Annotated in this window: 22 protein-coding genes, 1 tRNA gene and 1 pseudogene; 7 read left to right on the plus strand and 17 right to left on the minus strand. The window is 68.6% G+C overall.

Features of this window, described 5'->3' with window-relative positions; genetic code table 11:
• The first annotated feature begins 102 nt into the window (after positions 1-102).
• From QTN24_RS11405 to QTN24_RS11415, 3 genes are all read left to right on the plus strand, one after another.
• Positions 103-453, plus strand: coding sequence for a GFA family protein (locus QTN24_RS11405; protein ID WP_313837136.1), 351 nt, complete (start codon positions 103-105; stop codon positions 451-453).
• A 112-nt stretch (positions 454-565) separates the two neighbouring features.
• A complete protein-coding gene (locus QTN24_RS11410) occupies positions 566-1,789 on the plus strand; it encodes an MFS transporter (RefSeq protein WP_313837138.1) in 1,224 nt (407 codons plus the stop codon).
• 34 nt (positions 1,790-1,823) lie between these two features.
• On the plus strand, positions 1,824-3,038 hold the full coding sequence (locus QTN24_RS11415) for an MFS transporter (protein ID WP_124682981.1): 1,215 nt from the start codon (positions 1,824-1,826) through the stop codon (positions 3,036-3,038).
• A gap of 18 nt (positions 3,039-3,056) precedes the next feature.
• Here QTN24_RS11415 and QTN24_RS11420 read toward each other — a convergent pair whose 3' ends face one another.
• The gene (locus QTN24_RS11420; protein WP_313837455.1) at positions 3,057-3,938 is read right to left on the minus strand and encodes a class III extradiol ring-cleavage dioxygenase; all 882 of its coding nucleotides are present in this window, start codon (positions 3,936-3,938) and stop codon (positions 3,057-3,059) included.
• A gap of 291 nt (positions 3,939-4,229) precedes the next feature.
• On the opposite strand from QTN24_RS11420, the gene QTN24_RS11425 reads away from it, so the two are divergent.
• From QTN24_RS11425 to QTN24_RS11440, 4 genes are all read left to right on the plus strand, one after another.
• On the plus strand, positions 4,230-4,517 hold the full coding sequence (locus tag QTN24_RS11425) for a hypothetical protein (RefSeq protein WP_409559017.1): 288 nt from the start codon (positions 4,230-4,232) through the stop codon (positions 4,515-4,517).
• Between the two features lie 160 nt (positions 4,518-4,677).
• Entirely contained in the window at positions 4,678-5,988 is a 1,311-nt protein-coding gene (locus tag QTN24_RS11430; protein WP_313837143.1) for an MFS transporter, read from the plus strand.
• A gap of 161 nt (positions 5,989-6,149) precedes the next feature.
• Entirely contained in the window at positions 6,150-6,773 is a 624-nt protein-coding gene (locus tag QTN24_RS11435) for a DNA-3-methyladenine glycosylase I (RefSeq protein ID WP_313837145.1), read from the plus strand.
• Between the two features lie 382 nt (positions 6,774-7,155).
• The gene (locus QTN24_RS11440; protein WP_124682977.1) at positions 7,156-7,785 is read left to right on the plus strand and encodes a LysE family translocator; all 630 of its coding nucleotides are present in this window, start codon (positions 7,156-7,158) and stop codon (positions 7,783-7,785) included.
• Here the strand turns inward: QTN24_RS11440 and QTN24_RS11445 are convergent.
• The 16 genes and pseudogenes from QTN24_RS11445 to QTN24_RS11520 all read right to left on the minus strand — a co-directional run bounded on the left by QTN24_RS11445 (position 7,777) and on the right by QTN24_RS11520 (position 19,801).
• Positions 7,777-8,706 (minus strand): cation diffusion facilitator family transporter, encoded by a 930-nt coding sequence (locus tag QTN24_RS11445; RefSeq protein WP_124682976.1) that lies wholly within the window; start codon positions 8,704-8,706, stop codon positions 7,777-7,779. The genes QTN24_RS11440 and QTN24_RS11445 overlap by 9 nt on opposite strands.
• Before the next feature lie 62 nt (positions 8,707-8,768).
• The gene (locus QTN24_RS11450) at positions 8,769-9,092 is read right to left on the minus strand and encodes a hypothetical protein (protein ID WP_124682975.1); all 324 of its coding nucleotides are present in this window, start codon (positions 9,090-9,092) and stop codon (positions 8,769-8,771) included.
• Positions 9,089-9,808, minus strand: a complete 720-nt coding sequence (locus tag QTN24_RS11455; protein WP_313837457.1) for a thioesterase domain-containing protein — start codon at positions 9,806-9,808, stop codon at positions 9,089-9,091. Before QTN24_RS11455 ends, QTN24_RS11450 begins: the two co-directional genes overlap by 4 nt.
• A gap of 108 nt (positions 9,809-9,916) precedes the next feature.
• Positions 9,917-10,129 (minus strand): annotated as a pseudogene (locus QTN24_RS11460) (PAAR domain-containing protein); the annotation flags it as partial.
• A gap of 391 nt (positions 10,130-10,520) precedes the next feature.
• Positions 10,521-10,596: transfer RNA gene (locus tag QTN24_RS11465), tRNA-Ala, on the minus strand.
• Positions 10,597-10,664: 68 nt separating this feature from the next.
• Complete coding sequence (gene soxB, locus QTN24_RS11470; protein ID WP_313837151.1) at positions 10,665-12,389, minus strand: thiosulfohydrolase SoxB; 1,725 nt, start codon at positions 12,387-12,389, stop codon at positions 10,665-10,667.
• Between the two features lie 147 nt (positions 12,390-12,536).
• The gene (gene soxX, locus QTN24_RS11475) at positions 12,537-13,214 is read right to left on the minus strand and encodes a sulfur oxidation c-type cytochrome SoxX (protein WP_313837153.1); all 678 of its coding nucleotides are present in this window, start codon (positions 13,212-13,214) and stop codon (positions 12,537-12,539) included.
• A 12-nt stretch (positions 13,215-13,226) separates the two neighbouring features.
• Positions 13,227-14,078 (minus strand): sulfur oxidation c-type cytochrome SoxA, encoded by an 852-nt coding sequence (gene soxA, locus QTN24_RS11480; RefSeq protein WP_313837154.1) that lies wholly within the window; start codon positions 14,076-14,078, stop codon positions 13,227-13,229.
• A gap of 116 nt (positions 14,079-14,194) precedes the next feature.
• The gene (locus tag QTN24_RS11485; RefSeq protein ID WP_313837155.1) at positions 14,195-14,647 is read right to left on the minus strand and encodes a DsrE family protein; all 453 of its coding nucleotides are present in this window, start codon (positions 14,645-14,647) and stop codon (positions 14,195-14,197) included.
• A 29-nt stretch (positions 14,648-14,676) separates the two neighbouring features.
• The gene (gene soxZ / locus QTN24_RS11490; RefSeq protein ID WP_124682970.1) at positions 14,677-14,988 is read right to left on the minus strand and encodes a thiosulfate oxidation carrier complex protein SoxZ; all 312 of its coding nucleotides are present in this window, start codon (positions 14,986-14,988) and stop codon (positions 14,677-14,679) included.
• A 56-nt stretch (positions 14,989-15,044) separates the two neighbouring features.
• Positions 15,045-15,500 (minus strand): thiosulfate oxidation carrier protein SoxY, encoded by a 456-nt coding sequence (gene soxY, locus QTN24_RS11495; protein WP_124682969.1) that lies wholly within the window; start codon positions 15,498-15,500, stop codon positions 15,045-15,047.
• Positions 15,501-15,636: 136 nt separating this feature from the next.
• Positions 15,637-15,966, minus strand: coding sequence for a c-type cytochrome (locus QTN24_RS11500; RefSeq protein WP_124682968.1), 330 nt, complete (start codon positions 15,964-15,966; stop codon positions 15,637-15,639).
• Between the two features lie 289 nt (positions 15,967-16,255).
• Positions 16,256-17,149, minus strand: coding sequence for an EamA family transporter (locus tag QTN24_RS11505; RefSeq protein WP_124682967.1), 894 nt, complete (start codon positions 17,147-17,149; stop codon positions 16,256-16,258).
• 118 nt (positions 17,150-17,267) lie between these two features.
• On the minus strand, positions 17,268-18,533 hold the full coding sequence (locus QTN24_RS11510) for an NAD(P)/FAD-dependent oxidoreductase (protein WP_313837158.1): 1,266 nt from the start codon (positions 18,531-18,533) through the stop codon (positions 17,268-17,270).
• A 4-nt stretch (positions 18,534-18,537) separates the two neighbouring features.
• A complete protein-coding gene (locus QTN24_RS11515; RefSeq protein ID WP_313837160.1) occupies positions 18,538-18,945 on the minus strand; it encodes a c-type cytochrome in 408 nt (135 codons plus the stop codon).
• 10 nt (positions 18,946-18,955) lie between these two features.
• Positions 18,956-19,801, minus strand: coding sequence for a BON domain-containing protein (locus QTN24_RS11520; RefSeq protein WP_313837162.1), 846 nt, complete (start codon positions 19,799-19,801; stop codon positions 18,956-18,958).
• Between the last annotated feature and the right edge of the window lie 28 nt (positions 19,802-19,829).

Genomic DNA, 19,829 nt, shown 5'->3' on the forward strand with positions numbered 1-19,829 from the left:
ACCGGTCGCAACGTAAGCCGCCACACCCTCTCCCCCGACCCCTCTCCCGCGCGCGGGAGAGGGGAGCCAACCCGACGTCGCGACCGCCAACCGGAGCTCACCATGCCCACCTACCAGGGAAGCTGTCACTGTGGCCGCGTCGCCTTCGAGGCCGACGGGGAGATCACGCACGTCCTGCAATGCAACTGCACGATGTGCCGGCGGCGCGGCCATCTGCTGTGGTTCGTGCCGAAGGCCAGCTTCCGGCTGAAAACGCCCGAGGATAACGCGTCCACCTACCGGTTCAACACGATGAAGATCGCGCACCGGTTCTGTCCCACCTGCGGCATCGGGCCGTATTCCGAGGCCACCGACCCGCAGGGCAATCCCACCGCCGCCGTGAACGCGCGCTGCCTGGACGGCGTGGACCTGGCGGGCCTCAAGGTCATCGACTACGACGGGCTGCACAAGTAATCCGGGCGCCCTACCCCCCTACGGGCGCCTTTCCTCCCCGGCCGCCGCGCCGATACAATTCCCGCTTCTCTCACCGCATCGCACCGGCGCTCCCGCCTGCGCCGGGCGCGCCATGACCGCCTCCGCCGCCCCTGCCCCCGCGCTGTCGCCCCGCCAGATCGTCTGGACGCTCGGCATCACCGAGATCATCAGCTGGGGCACGCTGTACTTCACCTTCACGGTCTTCATCGGGCCGATGCACGACGCGCTGGGCTTCGGCAAGCCCTTCCTGGCCGGCGGGTTCTCGCTGGGGCTGCTGGTCTGGGCGATGTGCTCGTTCGCGGTGGGCCGCCTGCTGGACCGCGTGCCGGCGCGCAAGGTGATGGGGCTGGGGTCGGTGCTGGCGGCCATCGGGCTGCTGCTCTGGGCGTGGAGCCCGTCGCCGGCGCTGTTCCTGCTGATGTGGCTGCCGCTCGGGCTGGCCATGGCCACCACGCTGTACGAACCCGCCTTCGTCGTGCTGCGCCAGGCGTTCGGCGACGGCTACCAGAAGCCCATCGTCCAGGTGACGCTGCTGGCCGGCTTTGCCAGCACGATCTTCATCCCGGTGGGCCAATGGCTGGTGCTGCATCTGGGCTGGCGCGAGACGCTGGTGGTCTTTGCCGCGCTGAACCTGTTCGTCTGCGCGCCGCTGCATGCGCGGCTGCGCTACGCGGTGCATGCCACCTATGGCGGCACGCCGGTGCCGGGCGCGGGGTCGCCGGGCATTGCGCGGTCCACGCTGCGCCAGCCCGTGTTCTGGGCCGTGGTGCTGGCGTTCACGGCCACGGCGGTCATCGCGTCGCTGCTGGGCGCCCACCTGATCCCGATGCTGACCGAAAAGGGCATGCCCGTGGGCCAGCAGCTCGTGGTGGCGGCGCTGATCGGCCCGGCGCAGGTGGCGGGGCGCCTGGCGATGGCCCGGCTGCCCACGCGCCACCCGGTGCGGCTGTCGATGCCGGTCTACATCGTCATGAGCCTGGGCCTGCTGTGCCTGACCCTTGGCCACGGCTACTGGCTGATGGTCGCGGCCATCTGCTACGGTTGCGCCAATGGCGTGAACACGATGCTGCGCGCGATGGCCATGCCCGAGCTGATCTCGCGCCATCACTACGCCACGCTGAACGGGTTGATGATGACCCCGGTGCTGCTGATGCAGGCGGCCGCGCCGTGGTTCGGCGCGCTGCTGTGGCGTGCGGCCGGCGGCTACTGGCTCATGCTGTGGGTCATGGTGGCGCTGGCCGTGGGCGCGCTGGGCGCCTTCGCGTTCGCGCTGCACCAGCGGGGCCTGCTGCGGCAGGTAGCCGCGCCCGCCTGAAACTTTTCCGCCATCCGCTGTCCGGCCGTACCCGATGTCCGACTATTCGATCGAAACGCCCTCATCCGCCCCCTCGTCCGCTGCCGCCACCCCGGCCCCGTCGCCGGCGGCCGTCTCGCGCGCCACGCGCGGCACGATGGCGCTGTTCTTTGCCAACGGCGCCACGTTTGCCACCTGGGGCGTCCATATCCCGACGATCAAGGCGCGCTTCGGGCTGTCCGACGCCATGCTGTCGCTGGCGATGCTGGCCGTGGCCGGCGGCGCGATACTGATCATGGGCCCGGTAGGCCGCTGGGTTGGCCGGATGGGCAGCGCGCGGGCGTCGATGATCGGCGGGCTGGCGTTCGCCTGCATGACGCTGGCGATCCTGGCAATGCCCAGCTTTGCGCTGCTGCTGCCGGCGCTGCTGGTCTTCGGCATGGCCAACGCGCTGTTCGACGTCGGCATGAACGCGCAGGCCGCCACCGTGGAGGCCAGCCGGACCCGGCCGATCATGTCGGCGCTGCACGGCATGTTCAGCCTGGGCGGCATGGCCGGCGCGGCATTTGGCGGGCTGATGCTGGCGCTGCACGTGCCGCCGCTGGCGCACACCGCGCTGATCGCGGCGCTGACGGCGGCCGTGGCGCTGGCCAGCCATCGCGGGCTGCTGGCCGACCATCCGGTGTTGCCATCGGCCGATCACCACCGCGAGCACGCGTCGCGCGCGCTGTGGCTGCTTGGGCTGATGGCGTTCCTGGGGCTGGTGGGCGAAGGCGCGATGTACGACTGGACCACGGTCTACATGCGCGAGGTGGCGATGGCGCCGCTGGCGTGGATCAGCTTCGGCTACGCGGCGTTCTCGGGCGGCATGGCCTGCGGCCGCTTTGGCGGCGACCGCCTGCGCGCCCGGTTTGGCGATGCCCGCACGCTCACCGGCAGCGCCTGGCTGGGCTTTGCCGGCATCGCGCTGGCGATTGCCGTGCCGTACCCACTGGCCGCGCTGGTCGGCTTCAGCCTGATGGGGCTGGGCGCGGCAAACATGGTGCCGATCTTCTTCGTGGCGGCGTCGCGCCTGCCGGGCGTGACCGCGGCCGAGGCCATCGCCCGCGTGGCGCGCTTTGCCTACGTCGGGCTGCTGATCGGCCCGGTGCTGATCGGCGGCGTGGCCCACCTGGCCGAACTGCGCGCCGGGCTGGCCGTGGTGGCGCTGACGATGGGCTACATCGCCCTGTTCGGCGCCCGGGCCGTGCGTCGCTACCTGACGACCTGAGGGCCTGAGGCCCCGGCCCTAGGCGGCCTTGGGCAGCGGCGCGTGGCCGGCGCCGATGCCGTCGAACACGAACGTATCCATCGCCAGCACGCCGTAGGTGACCTCGTCGGCCACGCGGGACACGCTCGCGTCCTGCCCGGCCGCCGTGGCCGGACCCAGCGCCGCGCCCAGCGTGACGTAGAACGGCAGCAGGTGCTCGTCGGTGGGGTGGGCCCGGCGCGCGTACGGCGCCTGGGTGCGGTAGTCGGCAATCCGGCTGACGTCGCCCGTGGCCAGCGCCTCGTTCAGCGCGTCGGCCATCCAGCCACGGAACGCGTCGACGTACGGCTCGGTCTGCGGCCCATGCTGGGCCTTGCGGGCGCCGCTGCCGAACACTTCCTGCAGGTTGTGGGTGAAGCTGCCCGACCCGACCACCAGCACGCCCTCCTGGCGCAGCGGCGCCAGCGCGCGGCCGATCTCGATCTGCGTGGCCGGGCTCAGATACGGGTTGAAGGCGAGCTGGACCACCGGCACGTCGGCATCGGGAAAGAAAAAGCGCAGCGGCATCCACGCGCCGTGGTCGAGCGGGCGATCCTCGTCCTGGGCGACAAAGCCGGCGCCCGGAATGGCGGCGGCCTCGATCAGCGCCTTTACCCGCGCGGCCACGTCCGGGGCGCCCGGGGCGTCGTAGCGCAGCGCGTACAGTTCGCGCGGAAAGCCGCCGAAGTCGTGCCACGCCTCCTGGCGGGCGCGCGTGCCGACGGCCAGCGTGCTGTAGATCCAGTGCGCGGAGATCACCAGCACGGCCTTGGGCCGCAGCGCGCGCAGGCGCTCGCCCAGCGCGCTGAAGGCGGCGCCGGTGGGGCCAGGATCGATCGCCAGCATCGGCGATCCGTGGGACACGTAAAGGGCGGGAAGCATCGGGGTCATGGCAGCAACCTGTCTGGCTTTTCAAGCGATGGCCCCAGTCTGGCAAACCCGACGGCCGCTGGCGCATGCCATTTGCGGACAAGTCCTGCAAAAAACTTGAACGTGCGCGACGCCCGCTGTGACGGGCGTTGGATACCGCACACACCCCACGCCGGTTTCCGCTTGTCTGACAGCGGCCGCAGCGGGAATCGGCCTATGATTGCCGCAGAGATGCGCGTTACGCATCCGCCGGAGAAAGCCGTGTCAAAGCGTTTCGATCCCCTGCACGCCCTGCCCCACGCGCTGTGGTGGCAGCCCGGCGTCTATGGCAGCGGCCCGGCCGTGCTGCTGTGGATTGTCGCGCGGCTGCCGGCCGACGTGCTGGCCGACATCTTCGGCACCCCCTACGCCCCGGCCCTGCTGAACCACGCCGGCGACACCGTGTTCCTGGTGGGATGGCTGGCCAGCGCCGCCTGGCTCTGGTTCACGCGCAAGCGCCCGGCGCCGGCCGCCCCGGCTGCCACACTGGACCTTGGCGCCCCTACCCGGACCCCGCCCGCCGCACATCCGCCCGGCCACCACGCCGGCTGACCGTGCGCGGACATGGTTGACACGTGATCTGTCATCCACGTCGGCGGCATGGCCGTTCGACGAAACGATGTAAGGAATCGCTTAAGATGTCGGCTTGCGTCACCGCCGGGGCACACCGGCGGGGGCATCCACCGGTTCTTCTTCAGCAGTTTCCTGCCTCATGTCCGTTACCGCCGCATCCGCCAACGACCTGTCCCGCGCCACCCGACGACGCGCGATCATTGCCGCCACCATCGGCAATGGCCTGGAATGGTTCGATTTCACCGTCTACAGCTTCTTTGCCGTCATCATCGCCAAGCTGTTCTTTCCCACCGGCAATGACCTGACGTCGTTCCTGCTCACCGTTGCCACGTTCGGCGTGGGCTTCTTCATGCGGCCCGTGGGCGCCATCGTGCTGGGCGTCTATGCCGACCGCGTCGGCCGCAAGGCGGCGCTGACGCTGACCATCCTGCTGATGGCGCTGGGCACGGCCATCATCGGCCTGGCCCCCACGTACGACTCCATCGGCCTCTGGGCGCCGGCGCTGATCGTGCTGGCACGGCTGATCCAGGGCTTTTCGGCCGGCGGCGAGGTGGGCGGCGCCACGGCGTTCCTGATCGAGCATGCACCGGACGAGGAACGCGGCGCCTACGCCAGCTGGCAGCAGGCCAGCCAGGGGATCTCGTTCATGCTCGGCGCCGCCATGGGCGCGCTGGTCACCAACGGGCTGGACCAGGCGCAGATCGACGCCTGGGGCTGGCGCATCCCGTTCCTGTTCGGCCTGCTGATCGGCCCGGTGGGCATGTACATCCGCTCGCACCTGGAGGAGCCGCCCGAGTTCGAGCAGCGCCGTGCCGAGCGCCGCGCCAGCAATGTGAAGTTTTCGCCGCTGTCGCAGGTGCTGCGCGACTATCCGCGCGAGGTGCTGGCCGGCCTGGGCGTGACCATCCTGTGGACGGTCTGCACCTACGTGCTGGTGTTCTACATGCCGTCCTACGCCAAGCAGCAGCTTGGCCTGCCGCTGGGCGCGACGTTCCAGTCCACCGCCATCTGCGGCGCCATCATCCTGGTGCTGTGTCCGCTGATGGGCATGCTGTCCGACCGCGTGGGCCGCAAGCGCATGCTGAGCGTGGTGGCGCTGGCCATCCTGGCGCTGGCGTACCCGCTGTTCCACTGGCTCAACGTGTCGCCCACCACCGCCACGCTGCTGCAGGTGCAGATCGTGCTCGGCATCCTGCTGGCCGCGTTCACGGGCCCGGCGCCGGCCGTGCTGGCCGAGCAGTTCCCGACCGAGGTGCGCTCCACGGGCCTGTCGCTGGCCTACAACTTCGCCGTGACGATCTTCGGCGGCTTTGCCCCGCTGATCGTGACGTGGCTGATCGAATCGACGCAGAACAAGCTGGCGCCGGCCTATTACGTGATTGCCGCGGCAGCCATCAGCTTCGTCGCGCTGATCTTCATGCATGACCGCACCGGCAAGAAGCTGGCCTGACGCCAGGCCATTGCCGCCCTGCCGCAAAGCCAGCCCCCGGGCTGGCTTTTTTTCGTCCGGCGGTTGGCAGTTGGATGTCCGGATCCAGCGGTTTCGGTGGATTACGATGTCGGCTGCCGGTCCGATGGGGCCGGCCTGTCTGCCTAAAGGAGCTTTCCCGTATGACGACGACGTCCGCGCCGCAGCCCCCGGTACGCTGTGGCTGGTGTGGCGACCTGGAGGACTACTGCCACTATCACGACAACGAATGGGGATTTCCGGTCGACGACGACCGGCGCCTGTTCGAGAAACTGTGCCTGGAAGGCTTCCAGTCGGGCCTGAGCTGGCTGACGATCCTGCGCAAGCGCGAGGCGTTCCGCAAGGCGTTTGCCAATTTCGAGATCGACAAGGTGGCGCGCTTTACCGAGCGCGACGTGGAGCGGCTGCTGGGCGACGCCGGCATCGTCCGCCATCGCGGCAAGATCGAGGCGGCCATCCACAATGCCCGCTGCGCGCAGGAACTGCTCAAGACCGAGCCGTCGCTGGCGGCCTACTTCTGGAAGTTCGAGCCCGACCCGAAAAGCCGCCCGGCCAGGCTGACGCCCGAGGTGCTGCGCACCATGGCGATCAGCCCCGAATCCACGGCGCTGTCGAAGGACCTGAAGAAGCGCGGCTGGAAGTTCGTCGGCCCGACCACGATGTACGCGCTGATGCAGGCCATGGGCCTGGTCAACGACCACATGGACGGCTGCGCCACCCGCGACAAGGTGCTGCGCGCCCGCAAGGCGTTCAAGGTGCCACGCTAGACGCCAGCGCGCGCAACGGTCCGTATACGTATACCTGCATTGTTTACGTATACATAAATAGTAGTAGTAATGGTTAACGCGGGGTCCGGGCCGTGGATAACCGCCTTTTTCCTTGCCCGATCAGGGACTTGCCGGACAGATAACCCTCTGGGCAAGCGGGCGGCGTATACGTGGACCGGCGTGGACAAGCCGGGCGTGCCGCGCGGCCACGCCGGCCCGGGCGCCGGGTTGTCCGTATACGCTCCACACCGCATCCCCATGGCGCTCCACAGACTGTCCCCAGCCTTGCCCGGGAGATGTCCACAGGAAGCGCGTGCATCCGGGCGGGAATCGGCTCACACTGACGCCTCGCCGATACGGCGCCTTGCCCGGAGCGCGTTCGATGGATAGCAGCACCCTGTTCCTGTACTTGATTGCCGTGGCCGCCGTGATGGTCACGCCCGGCCCGACCATGCTGCTGGCGCTGAGCAACGGCGCCACGCGGCCGATGCGCGTGGCCGCCTGCGGCATCGCCGGCGCCGCGCTGGCGGACCTGATCCTGATCGGCGCGGTCGGCTGCGGGCTGGGCGCTGTGCTGCAGGCGTCCGAGCAACTGTTCACGGCCATCAAGTGGATCGGCGCGGCCTACCTGCTCTACCTGGCCATCGCAATGTGGCGGGCGCCGACGCAGGCGCTGGCCGCATCGTCCGACGCCAGCTCGGCCAGCGGCCGCTCGGCCTTCCTGCGCGCGCTGTTCGTGGCGGTGTCGAATCCCAAGGCGCTGCTGTTCACGTCGGCCTTCGTGCCGCAGTTCGTCCGCCCGGACCAGCCGGTGGCCATGCAGTACGCGATCCTGGCCGTGGTGGCGGCGCTGATGGATATCGCGATGATGTCGATCTACGCGTTCGGCGGCCGGCACGCCATGCGCACGCTGTCCGCGCGGGCCGTGCAGTGGATCAACCGGGGCTGCGCCGGGATGCTGGCCTGCCTGGCCGTGGGCCTGACGCTGTACCGGCGCAGCGACCTACGCTGACACCGCCGCGTCGCGCGGCAGCCGCACTGGGTCTACGTGCGTCATCACGTTGAGCACGTCGTCGCGCGCCATCGCCCGGCGCCGGGCCTCGGTGGCGATGGCGTGGCCCTGCTCGACGGTCAGGTCAGCCTGGATCTCCAGATGCACGTCGACCAGGATCAGGTCGCCCATCTTGCGCGTCTTCAGGTCGTGCAGGCCCAGCAGGCCGGGCGTCTGGAGCATGGCGTCGCGCAACGCGGCCACGACGTCCTCGTCGGCGGCACGGTCCATCAGGTCGTTCATCGCATCCCAGCCAAACCGCAGGCCCATGCGCGACACCATCAGCCCGACCACGATGGCCGCCACCGGGTCCAGCACGTGATAGCCCAGCAGGTTGCCGCCGATACCGAGCGCCACCACCAGCGACGACGCCGCATCGGACCGCGCATGCCAGGCATTGGCCACGAGCATGCTCGACCGCACCCGCTCCGCCACGCGCAGCATGTACCGGAACAAGCCCTCCTTGGCCGCCAGCGTGCCCAGCGCCACCCACAGCGCCATCCCCAGCACCGGCTGCACCCCCTCCGGATGCTGGATCTTGCCAACCGCCGCCCACAGCATCCCCACGCCCACGGCCAGCAACAACGCCCCCAGCGCCAGCGACGCCGCGGTCTCGAACCGCTGATGACCGTACGGGTGATCGTGATCGGCCCCCTTGCGGCTATGATGGCCGGCAAACAGCACCACGAAATCGGAAACGAGATCGGACAACGAATGCAGCGCATCCGCCACCAGCGCCTGCGACCCGGCCACCACGCCAATCGTCCCCTGCGCGACGGTCAGGACGACGTTGACGACGACACTGACGAGCGTCGACCGCCTGCCGGCAAGATGACGGGCTTCCGGAGAAAGGGTATCGGGGGCGACTGACGGTTCGCGCATGACCGGACGAGGGAGGCTGTAGCGCGTACGGTAGCATTTTTGGGGGTAGGGTATGAAGCGCTTCAGGTGTGGAGCCCGAAGCTGAAGCGCAGGACCTGCATCGACAGGCCGTAGGCGGCGACGAAAGCCAGCGCCGACAGGACGGCGATCAGGCAAAGCTGCAGGCGTCCGACGGGCGCGGCCCACAGGCTATAGGCAAAGCCGCCAAGCCCCACCACCCCCACCAGCAGATCGAGCAGCAGGACAACGCCGGTCGCGGCCCCGGCCTGGCCGACATAGAAGTCGTTCTTCGTCGGCGCGGTGACGAGGTAATAGAGCGTCAGGCCCAGCAGGGACGCCGGGAGCAAGGCAGCGGGGAACAGGAAGAGCCAGCGTGTGGCAGTCATCTGACCCCCTCGGCAGCAATTCGCCGCGCCAGTCTGTCCAGCCGTTCCGGGAGCTCCGCCGTGACATGCGCGTAATAAAAATGGCCATGTCCCTTGCCGGCCGACATTTGAGCAGCAAGGATCGGCGCCGCTGCAACAACCTCCCATTGCGATATGCCAGCGTAGAGAGGGTCCCCCTGCTCCTGGAGATCAATCACCACAACCTTGCGTATGGCCTTGTTGGCTCGAAGGTTTCCGAGAAACACGGCGTCGATGGGACTGCCGATCAGCACCAGGTGATCCACGGTATGGCCTTGGTTGGCGTAGTAGTTGGCCGTCTGCGCCGCCAGGAGAGAACCGTAACTGTAGCCAATCAGATTGAACTGCCGTGCCTCGCTGTCCATGCCTGACATAATGACCCACTCACCATCGTCCTGGTACCGTATTGTCAGGCCAGCGCGCAATGCATCGACAAACATTCCGCCACCTCCCAGGACGGTTTTCGTCGCCGTGTTCGTAAGGCCTACGTTGATCGCCGCGATGCCTGCCCGCTGAAAAGCTTTCGCAGTAATTGGAAGATAGTCGCCGTCCAACCCCGCCCCACCCCAATACAACGTTCCTTTCGGGCGAAGCAGATACGACTTAACGGGCAGGCCCGTTGGCTGTAACGTCCGCGCGCCCGATTCTGCCTCTGCCTGTCTGGCCGCATCGGCGGCCTCCTGTCCTGCCGTCTTCAAGCTCGCGTGCGAAAGGGGCGACGCATGCGAGCGGCTCCCGTCTCCCGCGTGGCAAAAGATTCGGGCATCCGCACCAGCGATGACGCGGTTCTTGCCGCATGGGCACAGTACCGCCTCTCCATCCACGACCGCCGGACGACCTTGTTCCGATATGCCGTGCCCCGCGCCGGCAATCGGATATGCCCCTTTACACCGTCCGCACGTGGCCTTGTCCCCTGCCAGGGCGACTCTCTTGCCGCTGTCACGCATTGTCGACGTGCACGCAATGACCTGCCCCCCGGTCGTGGTTGCGTCGCCATCCCGAACCACTGCCTTACGCATGGCAAGCCCCCAGTCCGTTCCAGCCGAGCAACGTCAAAACGGCGACCCTCTTTTTGTTCATATCCCGCTCCCTCAAGGCGCGACAGCGCGCGCCCTCGATACGACAGGAGGGACGGCGACGGAACAATCGGGGAACGCTTAAAAAGAGGAGTTACTGGGGGATTGCCGCTACAGGCTTTGGGGCCGGGAAGCCGGCAGATGGGCGGAAGGGATCGCGGATTGCGCGTAGCGTCGCTACGGACGCTTGCGACGGACTTATGGTGGCATTGCGCCAGTTGATGTGGTCCGTTGCCACAAATTTGCCACACGCATCGTGCAGAAAACTGCTATCTCAAAGCAAAACAACGCACTACATCGCCAGACGTAGTGCGTTGTTTTACAAGAAAAATCCTGGTGGACCGAAGGAGGATCGAACTCCCGACCTCTGCATTGCGAACGCAGCGCTCTCCCAGCTGAGCTATCGGCCCGTAGCGGAGGATTGTAGCCCAATCCCGAGCGGCCTTTCAATCGCTTCGGGGCAACAGTTTGCCCGGTTTCAGGCGGGGGCCATGCCGGGGTTGCCGTCCATGCCGCGGACCTTGGGCAGGTTCAGGGGGTGGGCGCTGACTTCCTTGCTGGCGCGCAGCCACTGGGCCATGACGTCCCAGATTGGCGGGCCGCCGGTTTGGCGGGCGTCTTCCGATACCGGGGCCCAGCCGGCTACCTTGTAGGTTCGGCTGGCGTCAATTGGCTGGCCGGCCAGGCGCATGTCGGTGATGCGCTGGCCGATGGGCTGGAGCGGGTCGATCGTGTATTGCAGGCCGCCCACGCGCACCATGTCGCCGCCCTGCTGGTAGTACGGATCGGGGTTGAACAGGTTGTCGGCCACGTCTTCGAGGATGGTCTTGATCGTGGCGCCGGTCATCGGCGTGACCGTGGTGTACGGGTAGGTGATGGCTGTCTGGTCCATCAGCGCTTCCATCGTGATGGGCTGGCCCGGCAGCAGCGTCGTGCCCCAGCGGAAACCTGGCGAAAATGCGATCTGGGCGTCCTGCACCGCCATCAGGCCGTCCAGGATCAACTGGTCGAAGGTGCCGTTGAAGTTGCCGCGGCGGTACAGCAGGCCCTGGTTGACGGCCAGTACCTCGTTCAGGCGGGTCTCGTACGGGGCGCGCACCTTGCGGATCAGCGCGGTCATTTTGGGATCGGCCGGCAGGTAGTTGGCGAAGACCGGCAGCAGCCGGTATCGGAAATCGGCCACCTTGCCCTGGCGGACGTCGAAGTCCAGCACGCCCAGGAACTTGCCGTTGGAGCCGGCGTTGGTCACCAGCGTCACGCCGCCGGCGTTGCGGACCGGCACCGGGGCCGGCACGCCGTCGTGGGTGTGGCCGCCCAGGATGGCGTCCAGCCCGCGCACGCGCGACGCCAGCTTCAGGTCCACGTCCATGCCGTTGTGCGACAGCAGCACCATCACCTTCGCGCCCTTGCCGCGTGCCTCGTCAATCACCTGTTGGAGGTTTTCCTCCTGGATGCCGAACGTCCAGTCCGGCACCAGGTAGCGCGGGTTGGCAATCGGCGTGTACGGGAATGCCTGGCCGATGATGGCCACGGGCACGCCGTTCATCTCGCGGATCACGTACGGGTCGAACACCGGGTCGCCGAAGTCGTTGGTCCGCACGTTCTGCGCCAGGAACGACACCTTGCCCTTGAAATCGTTGTCGACGATCTGCTTCACGCGGTCGGCGCCGAGCGTCATTTCCCAGTGCGGCGTCATCACGTCGACGCCCAGCAGCAGCGCCGCGTCCACCATGTCCTGCCCCTGCGTCCACAGCGCCGTCGCCGATCCCTGCCACGTGTCGCCGCCATCCAGCAGCAGCGCGCCGGGCCGGCCGGCCTTCACGCGCTGGATCAGCGTGGACAGGTGCGCGAACCCGCCCATCCTGCCGTAGCGCCGCGCGGCCTCGGCAAAGTCGATCGACGTGAATGCGTGTGCCGCCGCGCTGCCCGGCGCGATGCCGTACTGGCGCAGGAACGCCTGGCCCACCAGGTGCGGCGGCTTGCCGGCCCATTCGCCAACGCCCAGGTTCACGCTGGGTTCACGGAAGTGCACCGGGTTGAGCTGCGCGTGGCAGTCGGTGAAGTGCAGCAGGTGGACGTTGCCGAAGCGCGGCACGTCGTAGAGCCGCGCGGCCGCCTGCGCCGCCTGGGCGTCGCCGCCCGGAAAAGCCATGCCTCCGGCGCCGGCCACCGCCAGCGCCTGCAGGAACTCGCGTCGGTTCATGCTGTTATCCGTCTCGATGGGTGGCGCGGCTACGGGCGTCCGGCACGCACAACGCCGGCAAACCCTTGCGGGGGCCGAACGCGCGCCGCGGGCTGTCGGAGCCCATGGCGGCCGGGAACGTGCAGCCGCGCTGCTTCAGGTACGCCGTTACTGGTTGACCGGCGAGGCCGGGTCCAGCAGCAGCGCCATCACGTCGCGAATCTGCTGCTCGGTCAGGATGCCCTTGTGGCCAAAGCGCGGCATGTTCGAGCACGCGCTGTAGGCGTTCGAATCCCAGATCTTGCCCCACGTGTACTTGACCACGTCCGGCGAATTGCCGCGCAGCTTGCCGTACTGGTACAGCGACGGGCCGATGTTGCCGAACGAGATCTCGGCCTTGGTCAACTGGTGGCAGGCGTAGCAGTTGGCGCCGTTGGTGCCGCCGACCTGGTCGGAAAACTGCATCCCCCGGCCGTTCTGGGCGATCTTCTCGCCCTCCTTCCAGTCGCCCAGGAAGTTGTTGTCCGCCGGGTACTTCACCTGCTTCAGCTCGGCGGCCTCGACCTTGCGGGCCACGGCGGCCGGCACGTGCAGGCGGTCCGGGTACTGGCTGCACGCCTTCTGCGTGGCGTCCTGGTTGATCACGCCCTCGACCGTGGCCGGGCCCTTCGACTGGAACGACGATTCGATCAACTGCCGCAGGTCGGCATCGGTCACCTTGACCGGCTTCTCGCCCCGGGCGCCCTTCGCGGGAGTCTGGACCTGAGTCTGGGCCTGGGCTGCCGGCGCGGCCAGCAGCGCCAGTGTCGTCGCCGCTGCCAGCGCCATCGTATGCAATGTCTTCATGATGTCCCCTGGTCAGCGCTTCATGTTCGGGCCGTCGTACGTGCCGCCGTTCGCGTTCCGGGCCAGGAACATCGACAGGGCGGTGATCACGTCGGAGCCGTAGGCCGGCTCGGGAAAGCGCTGCTGGCGCAGGCAGTCGTACAGGCGGTGCTGCATCGTGCGGACCTCGCCCTGCGACACGCGGTACGCCGGCCACGTCGTGTACGCGGCCTGGGCGCCCTTGTCGGTCATCAGGTTCGGCAGGTCCTGCAGGCGGATGCGCTGGCCGTCCGCGGCGTGGCACGTGGCGCACGCGAAGTCGTAGGCGCCGCCCCGGTAGAAGAACATCTTCTGGCCCAGCGCGTAGACCCGCTTTTCTTCGGGATGCCGCAACTGGACATTCATCTTCACGCCGCGCGATTCGCCGGTCAGGAAGGCGGCCAGCCGCTCGATGTCCGACGGCTTGCCCTGCGACGAGAACGGGTTCTTCGTCGCCTCTTCCTGCGTCAGGCCCTGCAGCGTCACGCGGCACCAGGCCAGCCGCTGCTCCAGGTCCATCACCTTGTTCGCGTCCTTGAAGTAGCGCGGCAGCTCGGCGTAGGCGCCCTTGGTCACGCCCGGGCCCTTGCCCAGGTCGCACTGTTCCAGCGACGCGTTCTTCGGCCCGGCCGGCTTCTTCCACAGTTCCTCGCCGGCGGCTTCCCACAGCTCGGCGGGATTGCCCTCGGCCAGCATCTGCCGATACTTGGCGATTTCCTCGGCGGTCTTGTCCTGGGCCAGCGCGGGGCCGGCCAGCGTTGCCGCCGCGGCGGTGGCCAGCGCGCCCAGCGCCACCAGCGCGGGGGCCACGGCGCGGCGCAGGCGGATGTTGCGCACGGTAACCATTGGGGGATTCTCCTCGCCATCGCGCCGCATGGTCGGCGGGCGGACGGCCTTCTTGTGCGGGTCCGGCGGCTCGTTGCCGGACGGCTTGTCAGGGCTGGGCCGACCGGCCCGGCCCGTCACGGCTTGATATACGCGTAGCCTTCGTCGAACTGCAGCCGGGCGATTTCCACCACGCCGGCCTGCACGACCTTGGCATCCATCAGCAGGCTCTGCTCGGAAATCCGGCGCGCGGTCAGCGTGTTGCGGCAGGCGCGGAATTCCACGCCCGACGAACTGAGCGCCGCCACGGGGGCCTCGAACGTGTTGCCGCGCGCGTCCTTGGCGCCTTCCACCAGAAAGTCCACGCCGTACCCGAACGCCACCACCACGATCTTGGTGTCGGGCGCGCCGTTCAGGTGGTTGCGCAGGTTGGCCATCGCGCGCACGGCCTGGTCGATGCCGTCGGATAGCTGGTAGACCACCTTGACGCGGCCCTTGCCCGGCGCCGCCGGGGCCTGCTGGGCCGCCGCCCTGGCGGACAGCCCAATGGCGGCCAGGGCCGCCGTCGCGCGGATGAATGCTCGGCGCATGCTGGTTCTCCTTCGCCCGGTTCAGGCCGTCAGGCGATGGTCGCTTCGTCGGTCCGCTTGTCGCCGCGGTTGTCGACCCAGGTCACGGCGACCTTGTCGCCCTTGGCGCCGCCCTTGAACTTGAAGTTCAGGAACGGGTCCTTGGACACCGCCGGACCAAACTGGGCGTGGAACACTTCCTTGCCCTTGTACGACGCCACCACGGTCTGGATATGCCAGGCCGGGATGGTCTTGCCGGCCGCATCCTTGCGCTGGCCGGTCTCCATGTCGTGCTTCATCAGAATCTTGACGTCGACGACGCCGCCGTTTTCCGTGGCGCGAACGCGCATCGGGTCTGCCATGTGCTTCTCCTGTCAGCAGGTATGGGGAAATCCGGTCTCGGGGTACGTGCGCGGCATCAGCCGCCGCAGCCGCCCAGCGTGACCTTGATTTCCTTCGATGCCACGTACCACTTGCCGCCGGCCTTGACCGCGGCGTGCACCACGGACGTCTGGCCCATCTTCACGCGCGTGGACACGAACGGCTCGGTGCCGGCGGGAATGGTGAAGTCCGCCGCCAGCGTGTTCGGGTTCTTTTCCACCAGGATGGCGATCTGCTCGGTGTCGGGCAGGTTGCTGGTCACCGCCACGGGCACCACGGCGCCGTTCTCGGCGATGTCGGGCGCGTTGAACACGATGGCCGTGCTCTTTTCGGTGCCGCTGCCGCCCAGGGCCTTGATTACGTCGGCCACGCTCTTGCCATCGAAGGCGGTCTTGTTCCATTCCGCGGCCTGGGCCTCGCTGATCAGGCCGGTGGCGGCCATCAGCGACAGCACGGCGGTCATCCGCAGTACATCTCGTCGTTTTGCGTTCATCTTGCTGTGTTTCCCGTACTACCCGGTTTCCTGTCGACCCCTGCGGCGCCGGTGCGTCGCCGGCCCATGTCGTGGCGTGGATGAGCGCCCGCGCCGGCCGCCGGCATTGCCGGCCGGCCCGCGCGGGGTATCCGGATTACTTGGCCGGTGCGCCGGCCAGCACCCACTCGACCACGGTCTTGATGTCGGCGTCGCTGACGGCGGCGTTGGCCGGCATCGGCACCGGACCCCAGACGCCCGAGCCGCCGTTCTTCACCTTGGCCGACAGCTTGGCCAGGGCGTCCTTGTCACCCTTGTACTTGGCGGCCACCTCCTTGTACGACGGGCCCACCAGCTTCTTGTCCGCCTGGTGGCAGCCCATGCAGGCGTTCTTGTTGGCGATGGCCTGGGCCTTGGCGGCGTCGACGGCGGCATGCGCGGACGCGGCGGCGGCCAGCAGCGCGGCGGCGATGACAAACTGCTTCATGTGTTGTGCTCCAAACTGTATGAGAGCCGTGGGGACGGCAAATGGCCGCGCTCGGAATGGCTTCCGCGGCGCGGCGCGCGCTGGCCGCCGTTGGGGCGGGCTTCTCAGGAGTGCCTCTGCGGTGATCGGTAAGGGCTCCCGGGCGGTTGCGGCCAGTCCGCTATTTTGCCTGAAGTCAACGTCCGCAAACGGATGCGACAGTGATAACCATATGCACAAAAGCGATGGGAAATGTCGCCTTGCTACGGGTTAACCCTTGGGACAGGCCAACACGGCTCCACGGTGGCCGCTATCGGCGTGCCAGCGCCCTGCCCGCGCCCAGCCGGTTGCCGAACACGTTGACCAGCAGCCCGGCCATCACGACCACGGCGCCGGCCCATTGCGCGGGCGCCAGGTCCTCGCCCAGCAGCAGGTGGGCCGATACCAGCCCCACCACGGGCACCAGCAGCGTCAGCGGCGCCACCTTGCTGGCCGCGTAGCGCGTGAGCAGCCGGCCCCACATCGTGTAGCCGAACAGCGTGGCGGCGAACGCGAGGTAGCACACCGCGAACACGCCCCGGCCCGACACCTCGGTCAGCGCGTGGGCAATGCGGGCCGGACCCTCGAACCAGAGCGACAACAGCGCGAACGGCACGATCGGGACCAGCGCGCCCCAGACCACCAGCCCCAGCAGGTCTACCGGGCCGATTTTCTTGCTGACGATATTGCCCGTGGCCCAGCACAGCGCCGCGCACAGCGTGAGCAGGAAGCCCGCCACCGTCATGCCGCCCGGGCCATGGGCCGCCGCGCTGCCGATCAGCGCAAGCCCGCCGGCCGCGATCACCATGCCGGCCAGGTTGTGCCAGCGCACCGGCTCGCCCAGCCACAGCGCGGCAATGGCCACCGTGAAGAACACCTGCGACTGCAGCACCAGCGACGCCAGCCCGGCCGGCATGCCCACGGCCATCGCGTAGAACAGAAAGGCGAACTGCCCCAGGCTGATGGACGCCCCGTACGCCACCAGCATGCGCAGCGGAATGCGCGGGCGCGGAATGAAGAAGATGGCGGGAAACACCACCAGGGCAAAGCGCAGCGTACCCAGCAGCATCGGCGGCACGCCGGCCAGCCCCACCTTGATGACGACGAAATTGACACCCCAGACCACGATGATGGCGAGGGCGAGCAGACGGTCTTTGGCTTGCATGATCGAGAAGAAAGTGCCGCGTCCCGGGGGCGGGACGTCCGGCACGGCCAGCGTACCAGCCGCTGCGGCCGGCCGATTGCACGATCCTGCGGTTCTGTTGCCGGTCGCCGGTCGCCGCCTAGGCGAGCATGTCGGCCCAGATGCTGCGCGCCCAGGCCCAGCCGTACTGGCCCTCCAGCGCGCTTGGCGCCGTGGACAGGCCGCCCGAGCCCGGCACCGTCACCATCGTCCGCTGGGCGGGGTCGTAGCGGTGGACGCTGGCGATGTGGATCGCCTCGGTCGCCGACGTGAAGCTGTAGCAGGTATTGGTATAGAGCGGCACCGGGTCCGGCGCCTGCCCCGCCAGCAACTGGAGGATGGCCGCCGCGGCCACCTTGCCGTGCTGGTTGGCCATCGTGCCGGACTTGGGCATCAGCGGCGCGATCTGCACCGCGTCGCCCAGCACGTGGATGTCGGGCGCCACCTTCGACGCCATCGTCAGGAAGTCGACCTCGCACCACCGGCCGTTGGCGGTGGCCAACCCGGCCCCCACCGCGATGGCGCCGGCCCGCTGCGGCGGCAGCAGGTTGGCCACGTCCACTTTCTCGTCGTCCTGCACGTCGAAGCGCAGCGTGCCCGTGGCCGGGTCCACGCCCACCGTCTCGTGCTGCGGCCGGTACTCGATCATGCCGGCGTAGCGCGTCTGCCAGACCTTGCGGAACAGCGCACCCTTCGACGTGATGTCGGGATTGGCATCGAACACCAGCACCTTGCTGCGCGGCTTGTGCTGCTTCAGGTAGTCGGCCACCAGGCAGGCGCGCTCGTACGGCCCGGGCGGGCAGCGGTACGGCGCCAGCGGAATGGTGATGGCGAAGGTGCCGCCGTCGCGCATGGCGGCCAGTTGGCGGCGCAGGATATCGGTCTGCGGGCCGGCCTTCCAGGCATGGACCACCCGGTCGCCAGCGCCGGCCAGCCCGTCGATGGCGCTGGACTGCATCTCCACGCCGGGCGAGAGAACCAGCCGGTCGTACGGCAGCGTGCCGCCGCCGGTCAGCCGCACCTGGCGCCGCGACGTGTCGACGGCGGCCGCCGTGTCCCGCACGTGCTGTACGCCGTGGCGCCGCACCAGCGCGTCGTAGGGCAGCGTGAGATCGGCCATCTGCCGGAAGCCGGCCACAACCAGGTTCGACAGCGGACACGAGACGAACGCGGCATCGGGCTCCACCAGCGTCACGTCCACCGTGCCCCGGCTCCAGGTGCGCAGGTAGCGCGCCGCCGTGGCGCCGCCGTAGCCGCCGCCGATGACCACCACCTTCGCGCGGGCGGCCGCGCGCGCCTGGCGCACGGACAACGCGCCCGGCGCCGTGGCGGCCAGCGCGGCCTTCAGTACCGTCCGGCGGTCCATCGGCTTACTTCTGGTCCGCGAACCACGCGGCCATCGCGATGATCTCGGTGTCGCTGTAGCCCTTGGCGATCTGCGGCATCACCGTGCCGGGCCGCTTGCCGTTCTTGAAGTTCAGCATCAGTTCGATCAGCTCCGCCTGGGACCGCCCGGCCAGCCCGGGCACGGGACTGTCCGCCGGCGCCCGGCCGTCGGGGCCGTGGCAGACCGCACACGATGCGGCCTGGTTGCGCGCCTGGTCGGTCCGGGCGCGCTGGACCTCAACCGTCATCTTGCCGGTATCGGCCGGGCCGGCGGTCATCGGTGCCGAGGCCGGGACCGCAGCCGGTTGCGCCAGCAGCGGCGCGGCGCACATCGCCGCCGCGAGGCCGGCCATCCAACGCAGGGAGAACGGGTATCGCAGCGGCGCGGTCATGGCAGTTTCCTTAAGGGAGATTGCGGCCCGGCGGCAGCGCCACCGGGGACGATACCGGCGCGGTCACGGGGCTCGTGGTGGCGCCCGAGGTGCCCATCGACGCCGGCGCATCGGAGGTGACCGGCGCGTTCGGCTGGCTGCCCGGCACGCTCTGCACCGGCGCCGGGGTGCCCACGGCCTCGCTGCCGGCGTTACCGTTCTGCGAGCTCGACGCCTGGTCCAGGCGGGCACGCTCGGCCTCGCTGACGTAGTCGAACACCTTGACCACCTTCTGCACGCCGCTGGCGTTGCGCGCCACGTCGGTGGCCTTGTCGCCTTCGGGCGAGGTCACCACGCCCATCAGGTAGACCACGCCCTTTTCGGTCGTGACCTTGATCGAATTGGCCGGCACGCCCTCGGCCGTCACCAGCAGCGTCTTGACCTTGCTGGTCAGGTACGTGTCGTTGCTGCGCGTCATGAACCCCGGCGACGCCGTGACCTCCAGCTCGTTGACCACCTCGCGGGCGTTCGACAGGCCGCGCACGTACTGTTCGATCTGCTGTTTGATCTGGGCGTTGGCCGCCTCGCCGGTCAGCAGCACCTTGCGGTTGTACACGGTGGTGTTGACGCGCGCCTGGCTGTCACCATAGCGCTGGCTCAGCGTGCTGTCGATTTCCACCTGCAGGCCGCGGTCGATCGCCTGGGTGCCCGTGGGCCGGCGGTCCGTCGCCAGCACCACGCCGGTTCCTACCGCGCCGGCCAGCACGGGAAAGCAGCCAGCCAGCTGCGTGGCGGACACCAGCAGGGCGGCCACGGTGACGGCGGTACGGGCCATGCGGGCGGGAGAGGTCTTCTTGGAATGGGTCACGTTCGTCATGCGTAGAGGGTGTCTGGATGAATGCCGA

Origin of the sequence: Cupriavidus sp. SZY C1, from assembly GCF_032190535.1 — a bacterium.
Lineage (GTDB): Bacteria > Pseudomonadota > Gammaproteobacteria > Burkholderiales > Burkholderiaceae > Cupriavidus > Cupriavidus pauculus_C.